Below are 25,429 nucleotides of genomic sequence, written 5' to 3'. Positions count from 1 at the left end.
GTTTCGGGACGCGGCGTTGGTTTCCTATTTTTCGGTCGCTTTCTGGACGACCTTAGTATCATGTTATGAAAACACTTAGATTTTTCTGGTTTTATTTTAAACGCTATAAGCTGTCCTTTGCTGTGATTTTTCTAGCCATTGTGACGGCGACTTATTTGCAGGTTCAGACGCCTGTTTTCCTGGGTAATGCGATTGCAGAGATGGGGAAAATTGGTCAGGCTTATTTTGCTTCGGTGCAAATGGGTCAGTCAGATTTCAAGCCTGACCTAGCTGATTTTAATGGGGTTATGCTCAATCTCTTGTTGGCCTATGTGGCGACGGTGGTGTCGACCCTGGTTTATACCCTGCTCTTTACACGCATCGTTGCTCATTCAACCAACCGTATGCGAAAAGGTCTGTTTGGTAAGTTGGAACGCTTGACAGTTGCCTTCTTTGACAGCCACAAGGATGGAGATATTCTTTCTCGTTTTACCAGTGATTTGGACAATATCCAAAATGCTTTTAACCAGTCCTTGACTCAGGTAGTGACCAATATCGCTCTTTACATCGGTATGGTTATCATGATGTTCCGTCAGGATACTCGCTTGGCTTTGGTAACTATCGCATCTACGCCAGTTGCTTTGATTGCCCTAGTGATTATCATTCGCCTGTCACGGAAATATACTGATAAGCAACAGGCTGCGGTGTCTAAACTCAATGCCTACATGGATGAGAAGATTTCAGGACAAAAAGCGATTATTGTACAGGGTGTGCAGGAAGAGACTATTGATGGTTTCTTGGAGCTCAATGAAGAAGTTCGTCGCACAACTTTCAAGGGACGTTTGTTTGGTGGGATTCTCTTTCCATTTATGAACGGTATGAGCTTGGTTAATACTGCCATTGTTATCTTTGCAGGTTCCAGCATTGTTCTCAATGATAGCTCGCTGGAAACAGCTGCCGCACTTGGTCTGGTCGTGACTTTTGTTCAATATTCGCAACAGTATTACCAGCCAATCATGCAGATTGCATCTAGCTGGGCAGAATTGCAGTTGGCTTTCACAGGTGCTCACCGTATTCAGGAAATGTTTGATGAGCCTGAGGAAGTTCGTCCTCAAAACGCTCCGCTATTTACCGAATTAAAAGAAGGTGTTGAAATCAAGGACATCGACTTTGGCTACCTGCCAGGTCAGAAGGTCTTGGACAAGGTGTCTATTTCAGCTCCTAAGGGCAAAATGGTGGCGGTCGTTGGTCCAACGGGATCTGGTAAGACTACTATTATGAACTTGATTAACCGCTTCTACGATGTCAATGGTGGTAGCGTGACCTTTGACGGTCGCGATATTCGGGAATATGATTTGGATAGTTTGCGGGATAAGGTCGGTATTGTCTTGCAGGAGTCGGTACTCTTCTCGGGTACTATTGCGGACAATATCCGCTTTGGTGATGAGAGTATTTCGCAAGAAATGGTGGAAACCGCAGCTCGTGCCACCCATATCCACGACTTTATCATGAGCTTGCCAGAGGGCTATGAAACCTTTGTGACCGATGATGAGAATGTCTTCTCGACAGGTCAGAAACAGCTGATTTCCATTGCCCGTACGCTCTTGACAGATCCACAGGTCTTGATTTTGGACGAAGCAACGTCTAACGTTGATACCGTAACGGAAGCCAAAATCCAAAAGGCCATGGAGGCCATTATCGCAGGACGGACCAGCTTCGTCATTGCCCACCGCCTCAAAACCATTCTCAATGCGGATGAAATCATCGTCCTCAAAGACGGAAAAGTCATCGAGCAAGGCAATCACAGCCAGCTTCTCAAGCTTAATGGCTTCTACGCTGAACTCTACCACAACCAGTTTGTGTTTGAATAGGGAAGATAGAAAAGGTCTGAAAACCAGATGAGCTGGTTTTCAGACCTTTTCTTGTTGTATCTAAATTGTTCTTGAATATGATAACCTCGGCAGAGTCAATGCCGTATTCGGGTCAGGCCATAGACGACCTGCTTCTGGGTGTGGAAGTACCTCACTTGTGAATGTAGGTTCTTAGCGGAAAGCTTATTCGCAAAGGGTGTAGAAACTATCTAAATCATAAACGAACAATCCGCTGACACTTATCGGCAATATATGGATCGTGTGTGACGATAATTACTGTTTTTCCACTATTATTCATTTCTATGAGAAATTGCAGGATTAAGTCCCTATTTTCCTGATCTAATGATCCCGTTGGCTCATCTGCCAAGATAAGATTGCTTGGTTTGAGTAGAGCACGAGCGATAGCAATTCGCTGTTGTTCTCCTCCAGACAGCTCGGAAATTTTTTGTTTTAGCGTGTTTGCTAGTCCGATTTTTTCTAGTATATTTTTTATGGACTCTTCCTTTTCCTTTTTTGATAATCTGGTATATTTTAATGCCATCAGGAGATTATACTCGACGCTTTCGTTCTCAATTAGAGCAAAATTTTGGAATAGATAGGAAATTTGTTCCCGAATTATTTTTTGAGATGTCCTAGTGTTTACAGGTACGTTTGAATGACCAAATAGGAGGTAATTTCCTTCGTATTCACCGTCAAGCAAGCCAATGATGTTTAGTAATGTTGTTTTTCCGCTACCACTTTTTCCAACAATTGCGACTAGTTCACCTTGTTCAATGTTGAGGGAAAAATCATGTAGGATATGTTTTTGACCAATCTTTTTAAAGATATGTTCTAAATGAATCATAGGTTCTCTCCTTTCAAGTATTGTACAAGATTTTTTTGCTCCATGCGCAGTGATGTAAATAGGAAAATACCCCCATCAGCAATGGCAAATAGTAAAAAAAGTGCAAGAGGAAATAGTGACTTACCAGCTATCAAAATAACTGGAAGAGGTAGCAAATATAGTAGAGTTAGTCCGATTAGAATAGGTTTGTAGCGGTCAAAAAGTGACCATCCTAAAAATTTCATAGTGATGATATGAGATTTTCTCCAAAGAAACATACTTTTTACAATAAAATAGGAAACAACAATGCTCAGTAAGCAGATAATCGCAAACAGGGTGACGAAGTTACGACTAGCGTCTCGGAAACTATCTACACGTCCTTGTTGAATAGATTTTATTGACGAGAACTTGAAATAGCTATCATCAGGTAATTTCTGAAGAATTTGTTCGATTTTTTGTTGATGTTGAGGGGAATTTGCAATTTTGATTGGGCTACTTAGTCCAGTATTTGATAGATGTGCTTTATCTTCCCACGACATATCATTGTCATTGACCAGGCTAATCATTGGATTAGTGAAATTGTTGGATAAGGTTTCATTGTATGGGAAGAATGTCCAGTCGCCGTCATAATAAATGTATTCAACATCTACCTCGCTGACTGTTTTTGCCACTTGTTCTTCATATTTCAGTGACAGAAAACCAATCAATTTTGCTAGATTTTTGTTAGACTCTTCATTCTCTTTCATTGATGCTGGAAAGAGTACAGTCAATTGTTTACTTGTATGTGGAATCGGAAATCCTATACTTTCTAGATAGGTTTTGTTGGCGTATAGAACAGGGATGTCATTAGCCAATGTTGAATGTTCAAATTCTTTAAGATGTGAGAAATTGCCAGGGTTTATGATACTAGAACGAATATAGTAAGTTGGAAGATTTTCTGTCAAATTCTTATATAAGGAGTAATAATATTGATGAGCTTTGTCGGAACCAGACAGGCTATCTTGCCAGAGTTGATTTCCTGATTTTACGGTTTCGAGTGTTAGGAAATCTCCCTGTTTTTCCCATTGTTCTTGATAGTTCAATTCTTGGTGTTCCTCATAAATGCTATTTCCGACACCAATCATCAATATAGTGATAAGAAGTGTGAGACAGCATTTGAAGAAATTATTGATATAGAATCCTGTTTTGAAGGAAACAAATCCTTTTATGATAGATGCGGCATTAATGCGTTGGATAATTGTGATGACTAAAATGTTGATGAGTAGATAGACTTGAAGGAGGATAAAATGCGCTAACAGCATCATAGTTGTAAAACCTTGAGGCATGTAGTCAAAAAACAGAAACGATAAACTATTTAGAATGATACTACCGATTCCTATGATTAGTATATTTTGTTTTACATAGCGATAGAAAATCTCTAAGTTACTGTATCCAAGTATTTTTTCAACGCCGATATGTTTGATATCTAAAATTGGTTGGTAAACAGAAGTTAATGAAAGGAGTAAAAATGCGATACAGCAGATGAGTGCTACTAGTAGCAAGTCTCTGTTTATTAATTCTACTGCTGTTTCAAAGGTTGGAGTCAATAGTGTAGAAGAATCAATATTGAAAAAATGACTTAATTCCTGTACGATTTCAGTGTCGTTTATGGATTTTGTTGATGTGACGGTATACTGACCATTTAGTGTATGGGATGTATCTTGAAAATAGTTTTTTAAAGTGATGAGCCGTATCGTCTTGGCCTGCAAAAATGTTGGGATATGCCCTAGTTTGTCGGAGGATTGTATATTTGTATAAGATCCACTTCCGTCTTCGTTAAAAGTAAGTTGCTGGATTCCAAAATCTTTATAAGGAAAGGTCTCATGAGAAAAAACACCTGCTTTTATTACCTCGGTGTTGCTATCTGTTTTGACAATTGAAACGTCGTATTTATCAGCAATTTTTTCAAAAAAATGCAGTAAATCCTGTGAAGGAACGGCACTATCGCGTAAATAAAATTGAAATGAATAGTCAGTCGTTCCTAATTCACGTATACGATTGATTTCCTTTGTATAGTGTAGATTTACAACGATAAAACTGACACAACACAGAAGTAGAATCATACAGAAATGGTTTAGCCTTTTCATCTGAACACCTCCTTATAAACGCTTTCCGACCAGCACACCAATAGAGCTGGTCGGAAACTAACTATCTTTTTGAATTTGACTATCAGTCATTTAGCAATTGATGAGTAACAGTTGTTCCCGATTACCCTACTATCAAACATTTCTGAGCATGGTAATCGTTTTTCTCTTAATTTCATGGTCTGTGGAAAACTAATTTCAGTGCATATCAAAAACCATAGAAATATTCCATGCCAGTTGGTGGGATTTTGGTAATAAAAGATAATAATCCTAAAAGCAGTATATACTCAGCGGATTATTATCTTTTACATAGATGATTGTTTAATCAACCACCTAACTCTTTTACCAATAACAAAATACTTACAACTAAACTTCCTCCAAACATCAAATATCCTAGATAAATTAAATATTTAGGGCGCTCATTTCTTAAAGAATATATAAGATATAAGGAAGTTAGGTTTAAAATAAGTAGTAATAGATTCAATTTTACGCTCTCTTATAATTATAAAGCGCCCTATCATATATCGGAGGTAATTGATTAGCAATACCGACAACTGAAGCTATCGAAGTTATGGCGCCAATAGCACCAACTCCTCCTGATATCAAAGCGCCGATTACCGTTGCTCCTAGCTCCCATCCAGCAGTTTTAAGTAAATCCATTTCTACATTTCTTATATTATCAACATCTCTCATAAAATTATCTATATATCCAGCATTACTACTGGTTCTAGTAACAGTTTTAGATACAGGATTTCCACCATAAGAAATGTGAGAAACTTTTAAAGTATATCGATTACCTGAAGAAGAATACGACCACGGACTAAACATACTACTATTAGCCGCTCTTAAAACATTAGCACTTAATGCTTCTGCTCCAATCGCATATATATCATACGATGAAATATCTCCTCCTCTATCAATATCCAAAATTTTGGTATCTTTATGATAGGTATAAATTACGTATTCATTAAGTTCGGGAGAAAACGTTCTAATTGTTTTATGCATATTATCTTCACTAATTACCTCAGTTTGTAAATTGACTGATATTTCATTAGCAAATGTTGTAATAATACTGATTGGTGAACAACTTACACCAATCACCAAAGTCGCCAGTAAAATAGAAGCACATTTTTTTATTTTCATACATTCTACCTCCTCGTAAAATACGGTTTGAATTAAACTTAGGAAACTAATCATTTATTTCTTTTGATAAGTCCGACACTGCATACCAAGTTAAAATGTGTCTAATGACAAAGTATATAGCTAAAATATATTATAAGATTTAGATTTTTACGCATTATTTAGCAAGATGTATCACAAATGCTTAACCATCTTTTTTATATCAACATAAAGTGTATATGTACCTACTCCCCTCTCCACCCAACATATAGTTTCCAGTCTTTTTCCTCCTTTCCAGAGTGGTGAGATGGTGGTATCTTATTTATTTGTTGATAATTGGTATAATCAGATTCCATCCACCCCCTAAAAGTTGAGGTGCTAGTAAGATGGCTGAGTAAGTTAAAAGTAAAAGATAGTTTTTCCAAGTTTTCATAAGAAGACCTCCTATCATTTTGTTTGTTTTTATTTACTATTATGGTATCATAGAATAAGTGCAATTGTTGAAAACGTAAACATTTCTCACGTTTTGGGAGGTTATGATGAAGTGGGATTTTGGAACAGTCTTAAAAGAGATTCGCAAATCAAAAGGGCTTAGCCAGCAGGAAGTTTGTGGAGATGCCTTGTCACGGACGACCCTATCAAAAATTGAAAACAACAAAGAGTACCCGACCATTGCTCACTTTTCCCATATTCTTCGTCAGCTGGATATGACCTTTGCAGAGTTTGACTATATCTGTCATGCCTATCAGCCTTCGGAGCGTTCTTCTATCATCCATCGCTTTGAAAATCTGAGAGGACAATTTTTTTCTGAATCAAGCTGTCAAGATTTTTTGTACCAAGTAGAGCAGTATTTGAAGAAGCAAGAAGATATACGGGTTCAACGAATTGAGCAACAATTACGCTTAATTTTATCCATTTATCAAACAGGAGATGGGGAGCGGACCAGACAGTTGGGGCAAGCACTTTGGAAGGAATTGGAGAAGTCAGACACTTGGTATTTAGCTGACTTTCGTAAGTTGGGGTTGGTGCTTCCTATCATTCCTATATCCCATTTGAAAGGCTTTGTAGATAAAATCTTGCTTTCCTTGGACAAGTATAAGGACTTCAGAGATGTACAGGTTAGCCAGTTTGCTTTTCTCTATAATCTATCGACTGTTTTACTGAAAAATGGGGAGTATCAACTTTGTGTTTCAGTAATGGAGAGAGTTTACACTATGGCTCAGGAAAGTATGCGGATTGACTATGTAGGCATGGCTAATGTCCGTATGGGCATCTTTCAGCAAGATAGAGGGATGGTGGACCAGGGGCTTGCTATTCTTCGAGCCGCAGACTTGCTAGAGATGGTTGAACAGTTGGAGCAAGAAGTCGAGAAGTATTGGGAGATTTTTGGCTCGGAAGAGGTTTGAACTGCTTGAGCTAGTTTATATTTGTAGCACCTGTAGGTCAGGTGTTTTTTTGCTGAAAATCGCAGGCTTTGATGAATTAGTGTATAATAGACCTATGAAAAAACAGAGCGTTCGGGTTGAATTATTTCCCCTGAAAAAGGAAGAAATCCTTGCCTACTTAGATGACAAGGGGATTTTGGTAAATGCCTATTTCAAGACCTACTTAGCTCATCCAACTTATCAAGAAGTGGTGGAGAAACAGAAGTGTTTAGTTGAGATTGTCAGCCTAGCTGATATGGGATTTGATCGGGAAGCAACTGCTCCTCAGATAGAGGAGAGAGCCGTGGAGATTGGTTATCAATTACCACCAGCTCATCTGGGAGTTTATCTTCGCCTGGCCTTGTTGGAACAGGAAGTCAGTCAAGATGCCATACTCTCCCAAGGGAAATCACCAGACGGAGCTATTTGCCTGCTGTCGCCTCAGTTGGAAGAAGAATTCACCTTCCCTCGTAGTGTCTATCTTCGCAAGGTTGACCAAGACTTGTGGCTACGTGCAGCTCGCTTTGATGACGAGTATGCCTTTCCCTTAACAACACTTTTTGCATTTGTGACGAAAAATGCGAATGAATAAAAAGAAGAAAACGATGTAAGGAGTTCTTATGAAAATCCGTGGATTCGAACTGGTCAGCCAGTTTACTGATGAAAATTTATTGCCAAAACGTGAGACAGCCCACGCAGCAGGTTACGACCTGAAAGCTGCGGAGACGGTCAGCTTGGAGCCAGGTGAGATTAAGCTGGTGCCAACGGGTGTCAAGGCCTATATGCAGGCCAACGAGGTCCTCTATCTCTACGACCGTTCGTCTAACCCTCGCAAGAAGGGCTTGGTCCTAATTAACTCGGTCGGGGTTATCGACGGCGACTACTACGGCAATCCAGCCAATGAAGGTCATATCTTTGCTCAGATGCGAAACATCACAGAGGAAACCGTCGTGGTGGAAGCTGGCGAGCGTATTGTGCAGGCTGTTTTTGCCCCCTTCCTCTTGGCTGACGGCGACCAGGCCGATGGCGTTCGGACGGGCGGATTTGGCTCGACAGGGAAATAGACTACTATGCAGATTCTCTTTGTGCGGCATTCCGAGCCTGACTATAGTATGTTTGACCAGCATGAAAATCCTCGGCTGTACGCAGGTTTTGGACGGGATCTGGCTCCCCTGACTGAAAAGGGAAGGGCTTTGGCCCAGGAAGCTGCCAGCAATCCTGTTTTTGCTCAGGCTCAGGCGGTTATCGCTTCAAGCGTCACGCGGGCCTTGGAGATTGCAACGTACATTGCTCATGCCCAGCAACTACCTCTTCTGGTTGAGCCCTTTTTTCATGAGTGGCGACCAGACCTGACGGGGCAAAATGCCAGTCAAGATGAGGCTGTCTTAGCTCATCGATTATTTTTGGAAAATAGCGGAGCGGTGCCCGAGTCTTCTCCTGTTCGTTATGAGACTGCTGCGGAGATGAAAGAGCGATTTTTACAGGCCCTTGAAAAATACAAAGCCTATGACCGAATCGTTATCGTCTGTCACGGTATGCTGATACGCCAGTTTGTTCCCAAAGAAACCATAGCCTACTGCGAAATCCTAGAATACACTCTATAGGAGGAAATCATCATCGCTAAGAAAAAAACAACCTTTGTCTGTCAATCCTGCGAGTACCACTCGCCCAAGTATCTGGGTCGTTGCCCCAACTGTGGCTCCTGGTCTAGCTTTGTCGAGGAAGTGGAAGTTGCAGAAGTCAAGAATGAGCGGGTTAGCCTGACAGGTGAGAAAACCCGCCCCGTGAAACTCAATGAAGTTTCCTCCATTCAAGTGGCCCGCACCAAGACCAACATGGAGGAGTTCAACCGCGTCCTCGGTGGCGGTGTGGTGCCGGGCAGTCTGGTCCTGATCGGAGGCGATCCAGGGATTGGCAAATCCACCCTGCTCTTGCAGGTTTCTACCCAGCTTTCGACCATTGGCACCGTCCTCTATGTGTCGGGGGAAGAGTCTGCCCAACAGATTAAGTTGCGGGCGGAACGTTTGGGCGACATCGACAGCGAGTTCTATCTTTATGCGGAAACCAATATGCAGAGCATTCGGACCGAGATTGAGAAGATTCAGCCAGATTTCTTGATTATCGACTCTATCCAGACCATTATGAGCCCTGACATCTCCAGCGTGCAAGGCTCTGTCAGTCAGGTCCGTGAAGTGACCAATGAACTCATGCAGATTGCCAAGACCAACAACATCGCAACCTTCATCGTCGGCCACATGACCAAGGAAGGAACCCTGGCTGGACCGCGGACCTTGGAGCACATGGTGGATACCGTTCTCTATTTTGAGGGCGAGCGACAGCACACCTTCCGTATCTTGCGGGCGGTCAAAAACCGCTTTGGCTCCACCAACGAAATCGGCATTTTTGAAATGCAGTCGCAGGGTTTGGTCGAAGTCCTCAATCCTAGTGAAGTCTTTCTGGAAGAGCGTCTGGACGGGGCGACTGGCTCTGCCATTGTCGTGACCATGGAGGGCACCCGCCCAATCCTTGCAGAAGTGCAGGCCCTGGTGACCCCGACAATGTTTGGCAATGCCAAGCGGACCACGACAGGCTTGGATTTCAACCGTGCCAGCTTGATTATGGCGGTTTTGGAAAAACGGGCAGGCCTGCTCCTCCAAAACCAAGATGCCTACCTTAAGTCAGCAGGCGGTGTCAAACTGGATGAGCCAGCTATTGACCTGGCGGTCGCAGTTGCCCTTGCCTCCAGTTACAAGGATAAGCCTACTAACCCCCAAGAGTGCTTTATAGGCGAAATCGGTCTGACAGGCGAAATCCGCCGCGTCAATCGGATTGAACAACGGATTAACGAAGCCGCTAAATTAGGCTTTACTAAGGTTTATGCCCCTAAAAACTCTCTGACAGGTATCAAGGTGCCCAAGGAAATCACGGTTATCGGCGTGACTACCATTGGCGAAGTCTTGCAGAAAGTCTTTCAGTAACACAGTATCGGAGGTGACAATTATGCATCTCCTTTTCTGTCTTTTTTGGAGGGAATATGATAAACTAGAAGCAATTTATTTTCAGAAAATTTCAGAAATTCTTATCAGACAAGGAGGTCCTATGTCTTATTTTCAAAACTTTATGAAGGCCAACAAGGCCTACGTTGACCTGCACGGCACCTATCACTTACCGCTCAAGCCTAAGACCAAGGTGGCTATCGTGACCTGTATGGACTCACGGCTTCACGTGGCGCAGGCCTTGGGCTTGGCCCTGGGTGATGCCCACATTTTGCGGAACGCAGGTGGTCGAGTGACAGAAGACATGATTCGTTCGCTGGTCATTTCCCAGCAGCAGCTCGGCACAAGGGAAATTGTTGTCCTTCACCATACAGATTGCGGTGCCCAGACCTTTACCAATGAGGACTTTGCGGTCCAACTCAAGCGGGATTTGCAGGTTGATGTCAGCGGTCAGGACTTCCTTCCCTTTACTGATGTTGAGGAAAGTGTGCGGGAGGATATTGCTCTCTTGAAACAATCTCCGCTTATCCCCGACGACGTTGAAATTTTCGGTGCGGTTTATGATGTGGATACGGGTCGTATGACAGAAGTTATATAGGAATGCTCAGGAAATTCGGTTTTTCCTGTAAATTTTATCTGAATGGCCGAGAAATCCTTGACAAGTTTTTTTGAATGAGATAAAATTGTATTATCACAACAGAACAAACAAAGAGATAAATGATACTTAGTTTATTTTAGCTTGTTCTAGGTTTATTATGGCTATCCTGTGGTTAACAGGACCTTTCGTAAAAAATAGGAGTCAACTATGTCAGACAATCGGATGAAATATACTATCGATAGCAATATGCAGTTTCCTTTGGTGGAAATCGCCTTGGAAGCTGGTGAATCAGCTTATATTCAACAAGGGAGCATGGTCTACCATACGCCGAGTGTGACCTTGAATACCAAGCTCAATGCGCGTGGTGGTTCAGGTTTTGGTAAATTGATGGGGGCCATCGGTCGGTCAATGGTATCAGGCGAATCTATGTTTATCACGCAAGCCATTTCCAATAGCGATGACGGAAAAATTGCACTTGCGCCTTCAACGCCAGGTCAGGTTATTGCCTTGGAACTTGGTGCAGAGCAATATCGACTAAATGATGGTGCCTTCCTTGCCCTTGATGGTTCTGCTCAATATAAAATGGAACGCCAGAGTGTTGGAAAAGCTTTCTTTGGTGGTCAGGGTGGACTCTTTGTGATGACGACAGAGGGGCGCGGAACACTTTTGGCGAATGCATTTGGTTCTATTAAGAAGCTAACTTTGGATGGTGGAAGTATCACCATTGACAATGCTCATGTGGTTGCTTGGAGTCGTGATTTGGACTACAATATCCATATGGAAAATGGTTTCCTCCAATCTATCGGTACAGGTGAAGGAATCGTTAATACCTTTACAGGTTATGGAGAAATCTATGTACAGAGCTTGAACATTGAGACCTTTGCTCAGGTCATTGGCAATCATATTGTCGGTGCAGGTGGTGACGGTGGTGGTGGAAGCACATCATTGCTGGATGCGATTTTTTAAGAAAAAAACTCTGCAATTTTCAAAATCATATAATAAAAATTAGGTCCCTCGCGTAATGCAAGGGACTTTTCTTAGTTTATTTCTACCACTTACCTGTCTAATTTTGCCACTTACTGAAATGCCCTTGTAATTGGATGTCGAACTGGTATAATAGAGCTATCAAAAAGGAGGGAGCTATGAAAGTTAGGATTGAATTTGATGACAGCTTAGATCAGGTTGAAGTTGTTATCCGAACCAGTCAGCTGGGACCAGAGATTGAACAGATTCAGCAAGCTTTGCAACAAGTTAGTCGTCCCTCGCTTGTTTTTTACAAGGGGAGCAGCGAGTATTTTCTTTCATTGGGTGACATACTTTTCTTTGAAACGGACGGAACCAAGATTTTTGCTCATACAGGCGATGATGCCTACGAGGTTAAGATGAAACTCTATGAACTTGAGGAGTATTTGCCTATCTACTTTTGTCGGGTAGCTAAGTCAACCATTGTCAATAGCAAGGTAGTCTATTCGCTAGATAAGTCCTTCTCGGGCACCAGTCGGATTTCCTTCTATAAGACTCACAAGGAAGTTCACGTGTCGCGGCATTATTATCATTTGTTAAAAGAAAAATTACAAGAAGTGAGGTAGGAAGATGAAAAGAAATGGTTTGGGAATAGCTTTACTGATCTTGGCAGGCTTGGTCTTGTTTCAAGACTACTTGCCGGTTGTGGAATTTCCTCTTTGGAAATTGGCGCTGGTAGTCGGTTGGAGTTATCTCTTTTTTAAAGCAATGATAAAAAAACAGCTAGTTACAAGCTTTGTCTGGGGAACCTTGGTCTTTATTGTGCTAAACAGTCACTTTGATTGGTTGGAAATTGATACCTGGACCTTGATATTAGGTGCGATACTGGCTTGCACAGGGGTGAAGTTGTTAATAAAACCTAGAAGGAGCAAGAATATGGTCGATACAAAAAGTTTTGTCACAGGAGTGATTGGCGATAAGGGACGCGATACAGCTTTTGGCTCCTCTACTCGTTACATTCATGAGGAAAATTTTATCCATGATAGTGTTGATGTAGCCTTTGGATCTAGTACGGTCTATTTTGATCAGGCAGTGATTCTGGGTGATCAGGCAGATTTTCATATCGATGCTGCCTTCTCAAATATCACACTCTACCTGCCTGCTGACTGGCAAGCAGTAGTAGAGTTGGATAGCGCCATGTCAACAACTAACAACTATGCATCTGAGCCAAAAGAAAAGGTTCTCTTGGTGACGGGTGATATGGCATTTTCTACATTAAATATTTACTCTATGTAAAAGAATAATCACAGAGGAAAGTCTATCCAGGCTCCTCTGTAAGATAAAATATCTGAATATTCTGAAAATTACACAAAAGAAAGGGATTATCATGAAAAAGATTTTGAAAAATGCTACATACCTATGGGTACTGACGGCGGATATGCTGTCCAATTTTGGTGATGTTGTCTATTATCTGGCCCTGATGAACTATGTCTTGCTGGTGCCCAACAGCCGTCTGGCGCTGGCGATTGTGACCTTCTCAGAAATCTTTCCTAGCTTTATGGGCCTCTTCACAGGCTATCTGGCAGACAAGACGGCCAACAAAATCAGTACTATCAAGCTAACCCTCCTATTCCGTGTCCTTCTCTACCTCACTCTCGGATTTTGCATGGGCTTTGAGCCAGCCCTCTGGATTGTCGTGGTGGCTGCAACTTTCAATGTCTTTGCAGACTTCGCTGGCTTCTATGAAAACGGCCTCTATACACCTCTGGGATTACGCGTAGCGCCCAAAGAAGAGCGGGAGCAGTATTCAGCCTTTCGTCAGACCGTGACCAGCCTCCTAAACATCGCCTTTCAGGCCCTCTCTGCCCTCTTGGTCGGCCTCCTCTCCTATCAAAACCTTGCCTTTCTCAACGCCGGCACCTTTTTAGCCTCCCTCCTCATCATGCAGCTGCTGACGCCAGCCTTTCGTAAACTCCTGACGGAGCAGCCTTTGAAAATAGCAGAGCAACCGAGTCAGACCGAGCAGGCAACCAAGGGTCCGAGCATTCTAGCTTCTTTCAAGCAAGCCATCGTGGAGCTGCGCAAGATCCCCGAGTTTCGCCTGGTCCTGATTACCAGCCCCATAATCAACGCCTGCGGAGCGATTCTCTATCCTATTCTGGTCCTGCTGATTAGCGAAGACTCAAGCCTTGTTTTTCTCAATGTTGAGACCACCCTTGCCCTGACAATTCTGATCTTCTTTGTCGGCAACATCTTGGGTTCGACCTTGGTCTTTACCCTTTTCAAAAAGACCAGCATGGTGACGCTGGAAGTGGCAGCCACTTTCTCTCTTCTTGGCGTTTTTGTCGGAATGTTGCTGCATCAACTGCCAATTATTTTCTTCTTCCTTACTACAATGGGAATTAGTTCTGGAGCTAGTGGACCTAAGTTTAACGCTAAGTTTGTCAATTCTATGCCAGAGGAGCAGTTGGCGACCATTGGCGGAGCGGTGTCAACCTATTTTATGCTAGGTCAAGCCTTTACTCGACTGCTGGTATCAGGTTTGGTCTTGGTATTAGCCGTCGATCAGATTAGTGGACTTTTCCTAGCAGCAACTGGCTTGGTGGTCCTCTATGTCCTCTACTGGTTGGCTCGTAACCAAAAAACACCTCAAAATCAGTCTATCTAGGCTGATTTTTCTGTTTTCTTATGCATATCTATGCTATAATGTTCTTGATTGAAATTTTACAGGAGAGAAACATGACTAAACCAATTCGTGTGCGTTACGCACCAAGTCCAACAGGACTTTTGCATATCGGAAATGCTCGTACAGCATTGTTCAACTATCTTTTTGCCCGTCATCACGGCGGTACTTTCCTTATTCGTATCGAAGACACAGACCGCAAACGCCATGTGGAAGACGGCGAGCGTTCTCAGCTTGAAAACCTGCGTTGGTTGGGTATTGACTGGGATGAGAGTCCAGAAACTCATGAGCAATACCGTCAATCAGAGCGTTTGGATATTTACCAAAAGTATGTTAATCAGCTTTTGGCAGAAGGTAAGGCCTACAAGTCTTACGTGACAGAAGAGGAATTGGCGGCGGAGCGTGAGCGTCAGGAAGCTGCGGGCGAAACACCTCGCTACATCAACGAATACCTGGGTATGTCTGAAGAAGAAAAAGCAGCCTACATGGCAGAGCGTGAGGCGGCTGGCATTGTCCCAACTGTTCGCTTGGCTGTCAACGAAGCTGGAATTTACAAGTGGAATGATATGGTTAAGGGCGAAATCGAGTTCGAAGGTGGTAATATAGGTGGTGACTGGGTTATCCAGAAACGCGACGGTTACCCAACCTATAACTTTGCCGTGGTGATTGACGATCACCTTATGGAAATCTCGCACGTTATCCGCGGAGATGACCACATTGCCAATACACCGAAGCAACTCATGGTCTATGAAGCACTTGGTTGGGAAGCTCCAGAATTTGGTCACATGACTTTGATTATCAATTCAGAAACTGGTAAAAAGCTATCTAAACGTGATACCAACACCCTTCAGTTCATCGAAGATTACCGTCGTAAAGGGTACATGCCTGAAGCTGTTTTCAACTTTATCGGTCTCTTGGGTTGGAACCCTGGTGGTGAAGAGGAAATTTTCTCCCGTGAGCAATTTATCCAACTCTTTGATGAAAATCGTCTCAGCAAGTCACCAGCAGCATTTGACCAGAAGAAAATGGACTGGATGAGCAATGAGTATATCAAAAATGCTGATTTGGAAACTATTTTCAACCTTGCTAAGCCATTCTTGGAAGAAGCGGGTCGCTTGACAGACAAGGCAGAAAAATTGGTGGAACTTTACAAGCCACAAATGTCATCTGCGGATGAAATCGTTCCGTTGACAGACCTTTTCTTCTCTGATTTCCCAGAATTGACTGATGAGGAAAAAGAAGTTATGGCAGGCGAAACCGTCCCAACTGTCCTCAATGCCTTCAAGGAGAAATTGGAAGCTATGACGGACGAAGATTTCCAACCAGATAACATCTTCCCACAAATCAAGGCTGTTCAAAAAGAAACAGGCATCAAGGGCAAAAACCTCTTCATGCCAATCCGTATCGCCGTTTCAGGCGAAATGCACGGACCAGAGTTGCCAAATACCATTTACCTACTCGGTCGTGAAAAATCTATCCAGCATATTGATAATATGTTGAAGAGTTTGTAAGATAAAAAATCCCCGCTGTCCTGTGACGGCGGGGATTTTGCTAGAAACTGTGTAGTTTTTCTTCTATTTGTTGGAGTAGATTTTCTAGATTTTCCTTCTGTTCTTGGAGCAGGAGGATTTGTTTTTCACGGTCGACAATTTCATCTAGTATGACCTGTTTATTTTCTTTTAGCTGTTCGAGACTGCCGCATTTGGTGTCGTGAAGTTCTTTGATACGGATAATAGCTTTCACAGATAGGCCTAACTGGCGAAGTCCTAGTATATTTTCTAGGTTGTTGATTTCTTCTTCGTTCCAGTAGTAGTTACCGTTAACCAGCTGAGGTTGTAGCAAGCCTTGTTCTGTATAAAAACGAAGTGTATCGCGTTTGATACCAAATTGTTGCATGACTTGTCCTGTTTTCATAATTTCCTCTTGACAGTGCCTTACCCCCTCATGATACATTGATGGGGAAAGGAGTTCTATATGCTTATTGTTAAATGTTTGATTGTGCTTTATTTGGGGCTGTTGCCTGTGTCTGCTTGGGTTTATCGCAAGCAGATGCCCAAGTGGTTACTAGCTTTGTATGCCTGCCCAGTGTTGCTCAGTTTGTTGGGCTGGCAGACAGTTTGGGGATTTATTCTCGGTTTATTTTTGGCTTGCGGTGTGCGTGTCTTAGGTGGTCGCATTCTTTTTGGGAGAAATCGTCTCAGTCACTTTTTATCTCATGTTGTACTGAGTTTCATTCTCGCTTTTGCCCTGTTTTTGTTATAAAAACAACCTCTCCACATAGTCCTTCTGCCTTGGAATGACTAGCTCTGTTTCCAGGAAATCTTTCAGTTTTTCCTGTGGGACCCAGATGTAGTTGCTGGTTTCGTTGGTTTGGAGTTGGATAGCAGATTTGTCCCAGTCGGTTTCTGCCCAGTAGCAGTGGAAGATACACTGGTCATCATGGGCAACAAAGTGTGTATGGTGGCGGAGTTGGGTCGCTGTCAGTTCAATGCCTGTCTCTTCGCGGACTTCGCGTAAAATGGCCTGCTCTGCTATTTCCCCAAACAAGGCCGAGCCTCCTGCTGTCGCTTCATAATAGTCAGGGTAGGAGGGCTTGGTGCTGTCGCGTTTCATAAAGAGGGTGCTACCGTCACGGTGGCGGATGATGCACTCGACGACTAGGTGGTAGAGACCATCGGGAATGGCTTGACCGCGTGTGAGGGTGTGGTCGGTCAAGTGACCGTCGGCTGTGTAGGCGTTCCAAGTTTCCATTTCATTCTCCTGTCAATTTTGTAGTTATTCAGTATAGCACATCTATAAGTGCAAAGCAACATGTTTTATTTTTGTACGGACAATTGTTATACTGGGGCTACTAACTCAAAGGAGAAATCAATGCAAACCATAATCCCACATCTCTGGTACGATACAGAGGCAAAAGAGGCTGTAGAGTTCTATGTGGACCTTTTCGGAGGCAAGATTGACTGGACCTATACCATTACGGATACGCCATCAGGTAATGCGGATTTGGTTCAGTTCCAACTGGGGGACATGACCCTGGCAGCTATTAGTGCAGGGCCGTATTTTAAGCTCAACGAGTCTATGTCGCTCATGGTAAATGTAACTAGTAAGGACGACGTAAGCCGTCTTTATGAGGCGCTATCAGACGGTGGTCGTGTGCTTATGCCATTGGCAGAATATCCCTTCAGCCCTTATTATGTCTGGCTGGAAGACCGCTTTGGTCTGTCTTGGCAGCTTTCGTATGAACCCGATTTGGATGTGCCCTATAGCTTCGACATCTGCCTGCTCTTCTCGCAGGACCAGGTCGGTTTAGCCCAACCTATGCTAGATTATTACAAGGATAAGCTGCCTCAAGCTCGTCTTGGTCGCTTGTCTTACTATGGCGAAGGTGAGGCTACGGTCGCTGCTGCCAAGTTGAATTATGCGGAGCTTTTTATCGGAGACCAAAAAATGATTGCTATGGACCACGGCTACGGTGGCGTGGCCTCTTTCAACGAAGCCTTCTCCTTCATGGTTTATGTAGATAGTCAGGAAGAAGCAGAGAGCTGGTATGAAAAAGTGTCGGCAGATCCAGAAGCGGAGATTTGCGGTTGGGCCAAGGATCAGTTTGGGATTTCCTGGCAAATTGTGCCGCGTATTTTGATGGAGGCATACGATGCAGTAAGTCCAGAAAAGGTCAAGGCAGTCAATGCGGCGGTGATGACCATGAAGCGTTTGGACATTGCGGCTATTCAAGCATTGCTAAACTAGCAGATGATAACGGAGACTGTTCTGCAGTTTCCGTTTTTTGGTTGAGGAAAGGTTGATTTACAGGAATTTTGATATAATGGAAAAAAGTGTACGAAAGGAATGTGTATGAAAGCAACAGAACGACGTAAGAAAATCCTATCCCTTTTACGAGAAAGCCTCGATCCCCTTGCAGCTAATTATCTGGCGAAAGAATTTGGAGTGAGTCGGCAAGTAATTGTTGGAGATGTAGCCTTGCTTCGTGCGGAGGGAGAAGCTGTCTTGGCAACTCCGAGAGGGTACTTGCTCCAATCTTCTTTGCCATCTACTGAAGGAGCCTACATTCGAAAGATAGCTTGTCAACATGGTCCAGAAGAGGTAGAAAAAGAATTGACAATCTTGCTAGAGGGTGGAGCTCAAATATTAGATGTTGAAATTGAGCATCCCATTTACGGCTTATTATCAGGCAAGCTGAATATTGCAAGTTTAGAAGATAGGGATCATTTTTTGGATGCCTTGGGTCAATACCAAGGTGTGTTACTGAGTAATTTAACAGAAGGAGTTCATACACATACAGTCTCTTTCCCATCTGTGCAAGCCTATAATGAACTTTCAGCAGCTTTAAAACATGCAGGTATTTTACTAGAAAATCAATAAACCTTACAGGTGTCTTGACACCTGTAAGGTTTTGTTTTATAATCAAACCAATAGAAAGAGAGGTGCCTAATGTCCCAATTAACACGATCATCTAAAAATTCAGTTAAGCAGCTATCAATTAGTGCAATTTTAACCGCATTTGCCATTTTAATACCTTTAATGATGCCGATTAAAATCATTATTGGCCCAGCATCCTATACACTTGCTAGTCACATTCCTTTGTTTATAGCCATGTTTATTTCACCAGCTACTGCTATTTTTGTTGCTTTAGGTTCCAGTTTAGGCTTTTTCCTCGCAGGTTTTCCAATCGTTATTGTATTTCGGGCGCTTACGCATCTGTTCTTCCTTACCTTAGGTGCGGTCTTGGTCAAGCGTTTTCCGATTCTTATGGACTCTAAGCGCTTTTTACTATTAGGGATTGGGCTTAATCTCCTGCATGGTCTAGGAGAATATATTGTGGTGATGGTACTTACGTCGGGGGAACAAACTTCTGCTACCTACTGGATAACGATGCTTGGCTTGGTGGGTGTTGGTTCGGCTATTCATGGATTGCTTGATTTTAGTTTAGCTTATTATTTCTGGAAAATGTTAAAAGAACGGAAAATTTATCAACCATAATCAGTTATGATGAGGAATATATTTTAGAAGAGGCTGGGCAGGCTGAGCTGATTCGGGGGAAAACAGGTAGAGTTTATGGGAACTTAGTTGGCCTACTGACAGTCATGAAATCCCTGCCTCTAACCTATAATAAGGACTTGCAGGAAGACAAGGAAGGCATGTTTGATACGGCAGAAACGATTTTGATTTCGATTGATATTTTGGCAGGGATGTTGCAATCGATGACGGTCCATAAGGAAAGGATGGCTCAATCGACAGAGAAGGACTTTTCCAATGCGACTGAATTGGCAGACTGTCTAGCAAACAAGGACAAGGGTATGCCCTTCCGCCAAGCGCATGAGATTGTTGGAAAACTGGTCTTGGAGTGTAGCAAGGCAGGACGCTATCTCCAGGATGTATCGTTTGAGACCTACCAGGCTATTTCGCCTCTTATTCAAGCAGATATTTATGATGCCTTGTCCTCCAAAGTTGCTGTCAGTCGTAGAAATTCCCTTGGTGGGACAGGTTTTGAATCGATTGCAGACCAGTTGAAAAGTGCCAAAGAGGAAATTCAGAACGCAAAAAGCCTATAAACGGTATGTTTATTGGCTTTTTTGAATTTTGTGGTATAATAGAAGTAATTTTGAAAGATGGAGTGGCAGTTTGAAAAAAAGCTATCGTGTCAAGCGTGAACGAGATTTTAATGACATTTTTACAAAAGGAAACAATGTCGCCAATCGGAGGTTTGTTGTCTACCGATTAACTAAAGAGCAAAAGCATTTCCGAGTAGGTTTATCTGTCAGCAAAAAATTGGGAAACGCTGTCATGCGAAATAAGATTAAGCGCAGGATTCGTCACATCTTAATTGAATGCCAACATCAACTGGTAGCAGATGACTTTGTTATCATTGCTCGAAAAGGTGTAGAGGAATTGTCCTATCAAGAAATGAAGCAAAACCTCATCCATGTTTTGAAACTAGCTAAACTATACCAGGAAGGTGTTGTGATTGAAAAAGAAAGTTAAATGGGCAGGTCTACTGGTAGTATCTCTAATTGTTTTAACAGCCTGCGGAACAGGGCCAGTGACCAGTCAATCTACAGATGCGTGGGATAGATTAATTTACTGGTTTGCCAGCATTATTCAGTTCCTCTCTATCAACGGTCAAATTGGAATCGGTATTATACTTTTTACCATTTTAATTCGAACCCTTCTGTTGCCTTTGTTCCAAATACAGATGAATTCCTCACGGAAGATGCAGGAGCTTCAACCTCAGCTTAAAAAGTTGCAAGCGGAGTATCCAGGAACGGATATGGAAAGTCGCCAGCAGCTCTATGAAGCAACGCAAGCTCTCTACAAAGAGAATGGCGTCAGCATGAGAGCGTCCATGATTCCGCTCTTTATTCAAATGCCAATCCTTTTGGCCCTCTTTCAAGCTCTGACACGTGTTGAAGCCTTGAAAGTAGGTCACTTCCTTTGGTTAAATCTTGGGGAGCCGGATCCGTTCTTTATTTTGCCGATTCTGGCTGCAGTGTTTACATTCCTCAGCTCATGGTTGACCAATAAATCAGCAATTGAGAAGAATATGGCTATGACAATTATGACCTATGTCATGCCCGTGATAATCTTTTTCTTTGCTGTGGCAGCTGCTAGTGGGGTGGCTTTGTATTGGACAGTGTCAAATGCCTATCAGGTTGCTCAAACCTTGGTGTTCAATAATCCGTTTAAAATAATAGCAGAGCGTCAAGCGAAAATTGATGCGGAAAAAGAGCGTCGGGCAAAAATCCGACGGGCACAGAAAAAAGCACAGAAAAAGAAATAGGAAAACTAGGAGAGAGAGAAGATGAAATTTACAGGAGCAAGTGTTGAAGAGGCCATCCAGAATGGCTTGGTAGAGCTAAATATTCCTCGAAAAAAAGCACATATTACTGTGGTTGCGCGTGAGAAAAAAGGTTTCCTTGGTTTCGGTAAAAAGCCAGCGATTGTGGATATTGATGTCATCAATGAAACAACGGTTGTTAAGGCTAATCAGAAAGCAGTTCGTGGCGTTCCAAGTGAAATTAACGACCTCAATGAACCAGTAAAAAGCGTTTCAGAGGCTACGATTGACCTAGGAAAAGTTGTTGCAGCGGTAAAAGAATTTGAAAAGTCTGGTCAAACGCTTGATGATGATATTAAAGCGCAGATCTTGAAAAATGAAAAAGAAGCGACAACGATTTTGGAAGAAACAGGTCGGATTGAAATTCTTTCAGAAGATTTACTAACTACTACAGATGCAACAACATCTGCTAAGGAAGACGTAAATCAAGAAGTCGTCTCAGAAAATCAAGCAGATAATTTTGCTGATTTAGATATTAAGATTGAGCCCCAGTATGATATTGAACAAGTTGTTTCAGAAGTGACAGCTTATGTACAAGAAATTCTGGATGATATGGATGTTGAGGCGCGTATTGATACAAGTCATAATCGCCGTACAATCAATATTCAAGTGGATACCAATGAACCAGGTCGTGTTATCGGTTATCACGGAAAAGTCTTAAAGGCTTTGCAACTTTTGGCTCAGAACTTCTTATACAACCGTTATGAGCGTAATTTCTATATTACAATCAATGTGAATGATTATGTAGAACACCGCGCAGAGGTTCTTCAAGGCTATGCACAAAAATTGGCAGAACGTGTTTTGGCAGAGCAGGAAGCCTACCATACAGATCCGATGTCAAGTAGCGAACGTAAAATTATCCACCGCATTATCTCTAAAATGGATGGTTTGACAAGCTATTCAGAAGGTAGCGAGCCGAACCGATATGTCGTTGTAGATATTGAAGGGAATCATGATTAAAAAGAGGCTAGTCCTCTTTTTTCAATGATTTTCTGATTCTTTCCTAAAAGTATGGCAGAATAGCTTGACAAACGAACAGAATTTATATAAAATAGTTTGGTATGTTTAGTAACTGATCAAAACTAGCCGGCTAAACGAATACGAAAATCTAGAGGAGGTATTCATCGTGAAACGTACTTTTCAACCAAGTAAAATCCGTCGCGCACGTAAACACGGTTTCCGTAACCGTATGGCAACAAAAAATGGCCGTCGTGTGTTAGCAGCTCGTCGCCGTAAGGGACGTAAAGTGCTTACTGTAGCGTAATTGATGAACAAGAAACCAGCAGAAACTCGAGTCTGCTGGTTTTTTTCTCCTCATAAGAATCTTCTGAAATATGTTACAATAGTAGGAAAGAAAGTGATGGAACGATGATACAAATATTTGACACCCACACCCACCTCAACGTAGAGCAGTTTGACGGTCGGGTCCAAGAAGAATTAGACTTTGCCAAGGAAATGGGGGTGACCCTCCACAACGTCGTCGGTTTTGACCGAGCAACCATTGACAAGGCTATGGAGCTAGCTGACCAGCACCCTGAAATTTATCTGACATTGGGCTGGCATCCGACAGAAGCTGGCACCTATGACGAGGAAGTAGAAAGCTACTTGCTTGAGGCACTCAAACACCCCAAGGTCATTGCTCTGGGAGAAATAGGTCTGGACTACTACTGGATGACGGCAGATAAGGAAACCCAGGCTCGTGTTTTCAAGCGACAGATGGAGTTGGCCAAGCAGTTGGATTTGCCCTTTGTAGTTCATACTCGCGATGCCTTGGAAGATACTTACCAGATCATCAAGGAAGTCGGCGTCGGTCCGCGCGGAGGCATCATGCATTCCTTCTCTGGCACGCTGGAGGAGGCTCAGGCCTTCATGGACCTGGGTATGCACATCTCCTTCTCGGGAGTGGTAACCTTCAAGAAAGCCGTCGAACTTCAGGAAGCGGCGCAAGCATTGCCCCTAGAAAAAATCCTGGTCGAAACAGATGCACCCTATCTGGCTCCAGTTCCCAAGCGTGGTCGGGAAAATCGCACCGGCTACACCAGATACGTGGTGGATATGCTGGCCCAGCTTCGCAACCAGTCGGTCGAAGAAGTGGCGAAAGCGACCTACGAGAATGCAAGGAGCTTGTTCAGAATTGACACAGAAGATTAAGATACAAGAAGTCCTCGTTGTTGAAGGCAAGGACGACACGGCAAACCTCAAGCGGTTTTACGAGGTGGATACCTACGAAACCAGAGGCTCTGCTATATCAGACGATGACTTGGAACGCATTGAGAAACTCCATGACCTGCGTGGCGTTATTGTCTTTACTGACCCAGACTACAATGGAGAGCGGATTCGGAAGATGATTATGCAGGCTATTCCAACGGTCAAACATGCCTTTTTACAGCGGGACGAGGCTCGGCCCCAGTCCAAAACAAAAGGGCGGTCCTTGGGCATTGAGCACGCCAGCTTTGAGGACTTGGAAAAAGCCCTCGCAGGCGTGCGTGGTTACTATGATGATGAACATAACTTTGACATCACCAAGTCAGACCTAATGCGCCTAGGCTTGCTTATGGGCGGAGACAGTCGCAAGCGGAGGGAGCATCTGGGAGAACGCTTGCGCATCGGCTATTGCAACGGCAAGCAACTGCTTAAACGCTTAGAACTGTTTGGGATAAGTCTGGCGGAAGTTGAGGAGGCTATGGAGACTTTCGTTGAAGGGAGTAAGAAATGAAGCGGTTGAAAAAAGAGCGGGGTCAACATCGTAAGCTTCAGAATCTATTGAAAGCTATGAGTTATATTTCTTGGTCGATGTGCTCGGAAGATGCTCTATACGATCATTTCCATGTGCCAAGTAGCCCATTCATACAATCAACGAAAACTAGACCAGCAATCAAAAGACAGTTTTGTCAGGGGTGGGAGATTTTGACGGAGCGGTTTATAGCTGGCAAACCAGAAGAGCTCCGCTTTTGTAAGGTCGTATCAATTTTGTGCCTACCAGAGTTGTGGAGTTCGCAGTTGATTGTGTTTTATGACCAAGATTACTATGAACGATTTTTTAAGAATCCAAGATGGCATCGAAATCTGGATCAGTCTATTCTTATAAATACAAGAAATCGGTGGCTGACATCGGTAGATAAATGCATCGTTGCAGATGAATTGCAGGCTGATGATGGAACGTTCCTCCAAGGAGAAGCAATTTTTTTAGGAGAGTTTCCTAGTTGGATAGGTGAAAGGTATAACGAATAAATTATTGAAGTGAGCTAGTATGAGCAGGACAGAACACGTCATCCTAACCAATATGTGCATGATTACAGACGGTCAGCAGGTATTGGTCCAGGATAGGAAGTCAAAGAAATGGCCTGGAGTGACTTTTCCTGGTGGCCATGTCGAACCAAATGAATCAATTATTTCCTCCGTCATTCGTGAGGTCAAAGAAGAAACAGGTTTGACAGTATCTAATCTCGAACTCTGTGGCATTCAAAACTGGACGGACCCTACTGACCACTATCGTTATCTAGTATTTTGCTACAAAACCAGTCATTTTTCAGGTTCTATTCAATCTTCAGATGAGGGCAAGGTCTTCTGGATTGACCGTGAGGATTTGAAGAATGTTCCGTTGGCAGACGGTTTTGAAACCATGTTGGAAATCTTTGAACAGCCACAGCTGACGGAGAATTTTTATTGGTTTGAAGACGGCGAGTGGAAGATTGATAACAAGTAGGATGTAGAAGCAAACTGCCGATAGACTTGACAATTTTACTTAAAAATCCTAGAATATAAATAGAAAGAGGCTGGGCAAAAACTAGCCGCTCACATATAAAAAAACGAGCAATTCCAATTAGGAGTTGCTCGTTTTCCATTTCATGCTTTATAATTATAATAACGACAAAACAACTAGAAAGGCATGAAAATGTATAAACAGTATAACACAAATCAGTTAAGTTTGGAATTAAATATTGCTTGGGACTTACCTGCAACGCATGAGGCTCGTCTGATTAGTCAGTTTGTGGAT

General features: G+C 42.9%; 29 protein-coding genes and 1 pseudogene. 25 read left to right on the top strand and 5 right to left on the bottom strand.

Translation table 11 applies throughout. The features are described 5' to 3' along the window. The first annotated feature begins 65 nt into the window (after positions 1 to 65). Entirely contained in the window at positions 66 to 1,850 is a 1,785-nt protein-coding gene (locus K5Q29_RS03660; RefSeq protein WP_105121275.1) for an ABC transporter ATP-binding protein, read from the top strand. Positions 1,851 to 2,064: 214 nt separating this feature from the next. On the opposite strand, the gene K5Q29_RS03655 is transcribed toward K5Q29_RS03660, so the two are convergent. The 3 genes from K5Q29_RS03655 to K5Q29_RS03645 all read right to left on the bottom strand — a co-directional run bounded on the left by K5Q29_RS03655 (position 2,065) and on the right by K5Q29_RS03645 (position 5,939). Beyond that, complete coding sequence (locus K5Q29_RS03655; RefSeq protein ID WP_014638747.1) at positions 2,065 to 2,694, bottom strand: ABC transporter ATP-binding protein; 630 nt, start codon at positions 2,692 to 2,694, stop codon at positions 2,065 to 2,067. Beyond that, on the bottom strand, positions 2,691 to 4,799 hold the full coding sequence (locus K5Q29_RS03650; RefSeq protein ID WP_105138831.1) for an amino acid ABC transporter permease: 2,109 nt from the start codon (positions 4,797 to 4,799) through the stop codon (positions 2,691 to 2,693). The genes K5Q29_RS03655 and K5Q29_RS03650 overlap by 4 nt, the downstream gene beginning before the upstream one ends. 483 nt (positions 4,800 to 5,282) lie before the next feature. Then, on the bottom strand, positions 5,283 to 5,939 hold the full coding sequence (locus K5Q29_RS03645; RefSeq protein ID WP_105138830.1) for a geobacillin-26 family protein: 657 nt from the start codon (positions 5,937 to 5,939) through the stop codon (positions 5,283 to 5,285). Positions 5,940 to 6,454: 515 nt separating this feature from the next. On the opposite strand from K5Q29_RS03645, the gene K5Q29_RS03640 reads away from it, so the two are divergent. The 11 genes from K5Q29_RS03640 (at position 6,455) to gltX (ending at position 16,090) form a co-directional block, all read left to right on the top strand. Then, positions 6,455 to 7,321 (top strand): helix-turn-helix domain-containing protein, encoded by an 867-nt coding sequence (locus tag K5Q29_RS03640; RefSeq protein WP_105138829.1) that lies wholly within the window; start codon positions 6,455 to 6,457, stop codon positions 7,319 to 7,321. A 94-nt stretch (positions 7,322 to 7,415) separates the two neighbouring features. Continuing rightward, positions 7,416 to 7,931, top strand: coding sequence for a hypothetical protein (locus K5Q29_RS03635; protein WP_172699570.1), 516 nt, complete (start codon positions 7,416 to 7,418; stop codon positions 7,929 to 7,931). Between the two features lie 28 nt (positions 7,932 to 7,959). Then, positions 7,960 to 8,403 (top strand): dUTP diphosphatase, encoded by a 444-nt coding sequence (locus K5Q29_RS03630; RefSeq protein ID WP_002939955.1) that lies wholly within the window; start codon positions 7,960 to 7,962, stop codon positions 8,401 to 8,403. 6 nt (positions 8,404 to 8,409) lie between these two features. Continuing rightward, positions 8,410 to 8,943: a histidine phosphatase family protein gene (locus tag K5Q29_RS03625; RefSeq protein ID WP_105138827.1), complete on the top strand. Its 534-nt coding sequence runs from the start codon at positions 8,410 to 8,412 to the stop codon at positions 8,941 to 8,943. A 6-nt stretch (positions 8,944 to 8,949) separates the two neighbouring features. After that, positions 8,950 to 10,317 (top strand): DNA repair protein RadA, encoded by a 1,368-nt coding sequence (gene radA, locus K5Q29_RS03620; protein WP_105138826.1) that lies wholly within the window; start codon positions 8,950 to 8,952, stop codon positions 10,315 to 10,317. A 121-nt stretch (positions 10,318 to 10,438) separates the two neighbouring features. Then, on the top strand, positions 10,439 to 10,933 hold the full coding sequence (locus tag K5Q29_RS03615) for a carbonic anhydrase (RefSeq protein WP_105138825.1): 495 nt from the start codon (positions 10,439 to 10,441) through the stop codon (positions 10,931 to 10,933). A 207-nt stretch (positions 10,934 to 11,140) separates the two neighbouring features. Next, a complete protein-coding gene (locus K5Q29_RS03610) occupies positions 11,141 to 11,899 on the top strand; it encodes a TIGR00266 family protein (RefSeq protein ID WP_013730631.1) in 759 nt (252 codons plus the stop codon). Positions 11,900 to 12,075: 176 nt separating this feature from the next. After that, positions 12,076 to 12,522: a LytTR family DNA-binding domain-containing protein gene (locus tag K5Q29_RS03605; RefSeq protein ID WP_105138824.1), complete on the top strand. Its 447-nt coding sequence runs from the start codon at positions 12,076 to 12,078 to the stop codon at positions 12,520 to 12,522. A gap of 4 nt (positions 12,523 to 12,526) precedes the next feature. Then, positions 12,527 to 13,192 (top strand): hypothetical protein, encoded by a 666-nt coding sequence (locus K5Q29_RS03600; protein ID WP_105139663.1) that lies wholly within the window; start codon positions 12,527 to 12,529, stop codon positions 13,190 to 13,192. A 91-nt stretch (positions 13,193 to 13,283) separates the two neighbouring features. Next, a complete protein-coding gene (locus tag K5Q29_RS03595) occupies positions 13,284 to 14,564 on the top strand; it encodes an MFS transporter (protein WP_105139662.1) in 1,281 nt (426 codons plus the stop codon). A 71-nt stretch (positions 14,565 to 14,635) separates the two neighbouring features. Further along, entirely contained in the window at positions 14,636 to 16,090 is a 1,455-nt protein-coding gene (gene gltX / locus K5Q29_RS03590) for a glutamate--tRNA ligase (RefSeq protein WP_105139661.1), read from the top strand. Positions 16,091 to 16,130: 40 nt separating this feature from the next. On the opposite strand, the gene K5Q29_RS03585 is transcribed toward gltX, so the two are convergent. Further along, positions 16,131 to 16,493 carry a MerR family transcriptional regulator gene (locus K5Q29_RS03585; protein ID WP_053867398.1) on the bottom strand — a complete coding sequence of 121 codons (363 nt, stop codon included), beginning with the start codon at positions 16,491 to 16,493 and terminating at the stop codon, positions 16,131 to 16,133. A 60-nt stretch (positions 16,494 to 16,553) separates the two neighbouring features. Between K5Q29_RS03585 and K5Q29_RS03580 the strand changes: the two genes are divergently transcribed. Beyond that, positions 16,554 to 16,841: a hypothetical protein gene (locus K5Q29_RS03580; RefSeq protein WP_024399864.1), complete on the top strand. Its 288-nt coding sequence runs from the start codon at positions 16,554 to 16,556 to the stop codon at positions 16,839 to 16,841. Here K5Q29_RS03580 and K5Q29_RS03575 read toward each other — a convergent pair. Next, the gene (locus K5Q29_RS03575; protein ID WP_105139660.1) at positions 16,836 to 17,330 is read right to left on the bottom strand and encodes an NUDIX domain-containing protein; all 495 of its coding nucleotides are present in this window, start codon (positions 17,328 to 17,330) and stop codon (positions 16,836 to 16,838) included. The two genes, K5Q29_RS03580 and K5Q29_RS03575, sit on opposite strands and share 6 nt — an antisense overlap. Before the next feature lie 120 nt (positions 17,331 to 17,450). Here K5Q29_RS03575 and K5Q29_RS03570 point away from each other — a divergent pair, with 120 nt between their 5' ends. The 12 genes and pseudogenes from K5Q29_RS03570 (at position 17,451) to K5Q29_RS03515 (ending at position 25,138) form a co-directional block, all read left to right on the top strand. After that, the gene (locus K5Q29_RS03570; RefSeq protein WP_105139659.1) at positions 17,451 to 18,326 is read left to right on the top strand and encodes a VOC family protein; all 876 of its coding nucleotides are present in this window, start codon (positions 17,451 to 17,453) and stop codon (positions 18,324 to 18,326) included. A gap of 105 nt (positions 18,327 to 18,431) precedes the next feature. Beyond that, the gene (locus K5Q29_RS03565) at positions 18,432 to 18,959 is read left to right on the top strand and encodes a transcription repressor NadR (protein WP_014638731.1); all 528 of its coding nucleotides are present in this window, start codon (positions 18,432 to 18,434) and stop codon (positions 18,957 to 18,959) included. A gap of 69 nt (positions 18,960 to 19,028) precedes the next feature. Next, positions 19,029 to 19,577 carry a hypothetical protein gene (locus K5Q29_RS03560; RefSeq protein ID WP_105139658.1) on the top strand — a complete coding sequence of 183 codons (549 nt, stop codon included), beginning with the start codon at positions 19,029 to 19,031 and terminating at the stop codon, positions 19,575 to 19,577. A gap of 41 nt (positions 19,578 to 19,618) precedes the next feature. Continuing rightward, positions 19,619 to 20,149 (top strand): annotated as a pseudogene (locus tag K5Q29_RS03555) (argininosuccinate lyase); the annotation flags it as partial. Positions 20,150 to 20,219: 70 nt separating this feature from the next. Next, entirely contained in the window at positions 20,220 to 20,579 is a 360-nt protein-coding gene (rnpA, locus tag K5Q29_RS03550; protein ID WP_105139657.1) for a ribonuclease P protein component, read from the top strand. Continuing rightward, positions 20,563 to 21,375 carry a YidC/Oxa1 family membrane protein insertase gene (locus K5Q29_RS03545; RefSeq protein ID WP_044761410.1) on the top strand — a complete coding sequence of 271 codons (813 nt, stop codon included), beginning with the start codon at positions 20,563 to 20,565 and terminating at the stop codon, positions 21,373 to 21,375. The genes rnpA and K5Q29_RS03545 overlap by 17 nt, the downstream gene beginning before the upstream one ends. Before the next feature lie 21 nt (positions 21,376 to 21,396). Then, positions 21,397 to 22,392, top strand: coding sequence for an RNA-binding cell elongation regulator Jag/EloR (jag, locus tag K5Q29_RS03540; RefSeq protein ID WP_013730624.1), 996 nt, complete (start codon positions 21,397 to 21,399; stop codon positions 22,390 to 22,392). A 166-nt stretch (positions 22,393 to 22,558) separates the two neighbouring features. Next, the gene (gene rpmH / locus K5Q29_RS03535) at positions 22,559 to 22,696 is read left to right on the top strand and encodes a 50S ribosomal protein L34 (RefSeq protein ID WP_024391604.1); all 138 of its coding nucleotides are present in this window, start codon (positions 22,559 to 22,561) and stop codon (positions 22,694 to 22,696) included. A 104-nt stretch (positions 22,697 to 22,800) separates the two neighbouring features. After that, entirely contained in the window at positions 22,801 to 23,583 is a 783-nt protein-coding gene (locus tag K5Q29_RS03530; protein WP_105139656.1) for a TatD family hydrolase, read from the top strand. Then, complete coding sequence (gene rnmV, locus K5Q29_RS03525) at positions 23,567 to 24,148, top strand: ribonuclease M5 (protein ID WP_205032571.1); 582 nt, start codon at positions 23,567 to 23,569, stop codon at positions 24,146 to 24,148. Before K5Q29_RS03530 ends, rnmV begins: the two co-directional genes overlap by 17 nt. Continuing rightward, positions 24,145 to 24,663 (top strand): DUF3916 domain-containing protein, encoded by a 519-nt coding sequence (locus K5Q29_RS03520; RefSeq protein ID WP_105139654.1) that lies wholly within the window; start codon positions 24,145 to 24,147, stop codon positions 24,661 to 24,663. The genes rnmV and K5Q29_RS03520 overlap by 4 nt, the downstream gene beginning before the upstream one ends. A gap of 19 nt (positions 24,664 to 24,682) precedes the next feature. Then, positions 24,683 to 25,138: an 8-oxo-dGTP diphosphatase gene (locus tag K5Q29_RS03515; RefSeq protein WP_105139653.1), complete on the top strand. Its 456-nt coding sequence runs from the start codon at positions 24,683 to 24,685 to the stop codon at positions 25,136 to 25,138. The last annotated feature ends 291 nt before the right edge of the window (positions 25,139 to 25,429 follow it).

Source organism: Streptococcus sp. 2018037, assembly GCF_019754195.1.
GTDB lineage: Bacteria > Bacillota > Bacilli > Lactobacillales > Streptococcaceae > Streptococcus > Streptococcus hashimotonensis.
The sequence above is the reverse complement of the archived record's forward strand: the minus strand, read 5'-3'. Positions and strand labels throughout refer to the sequence as shown.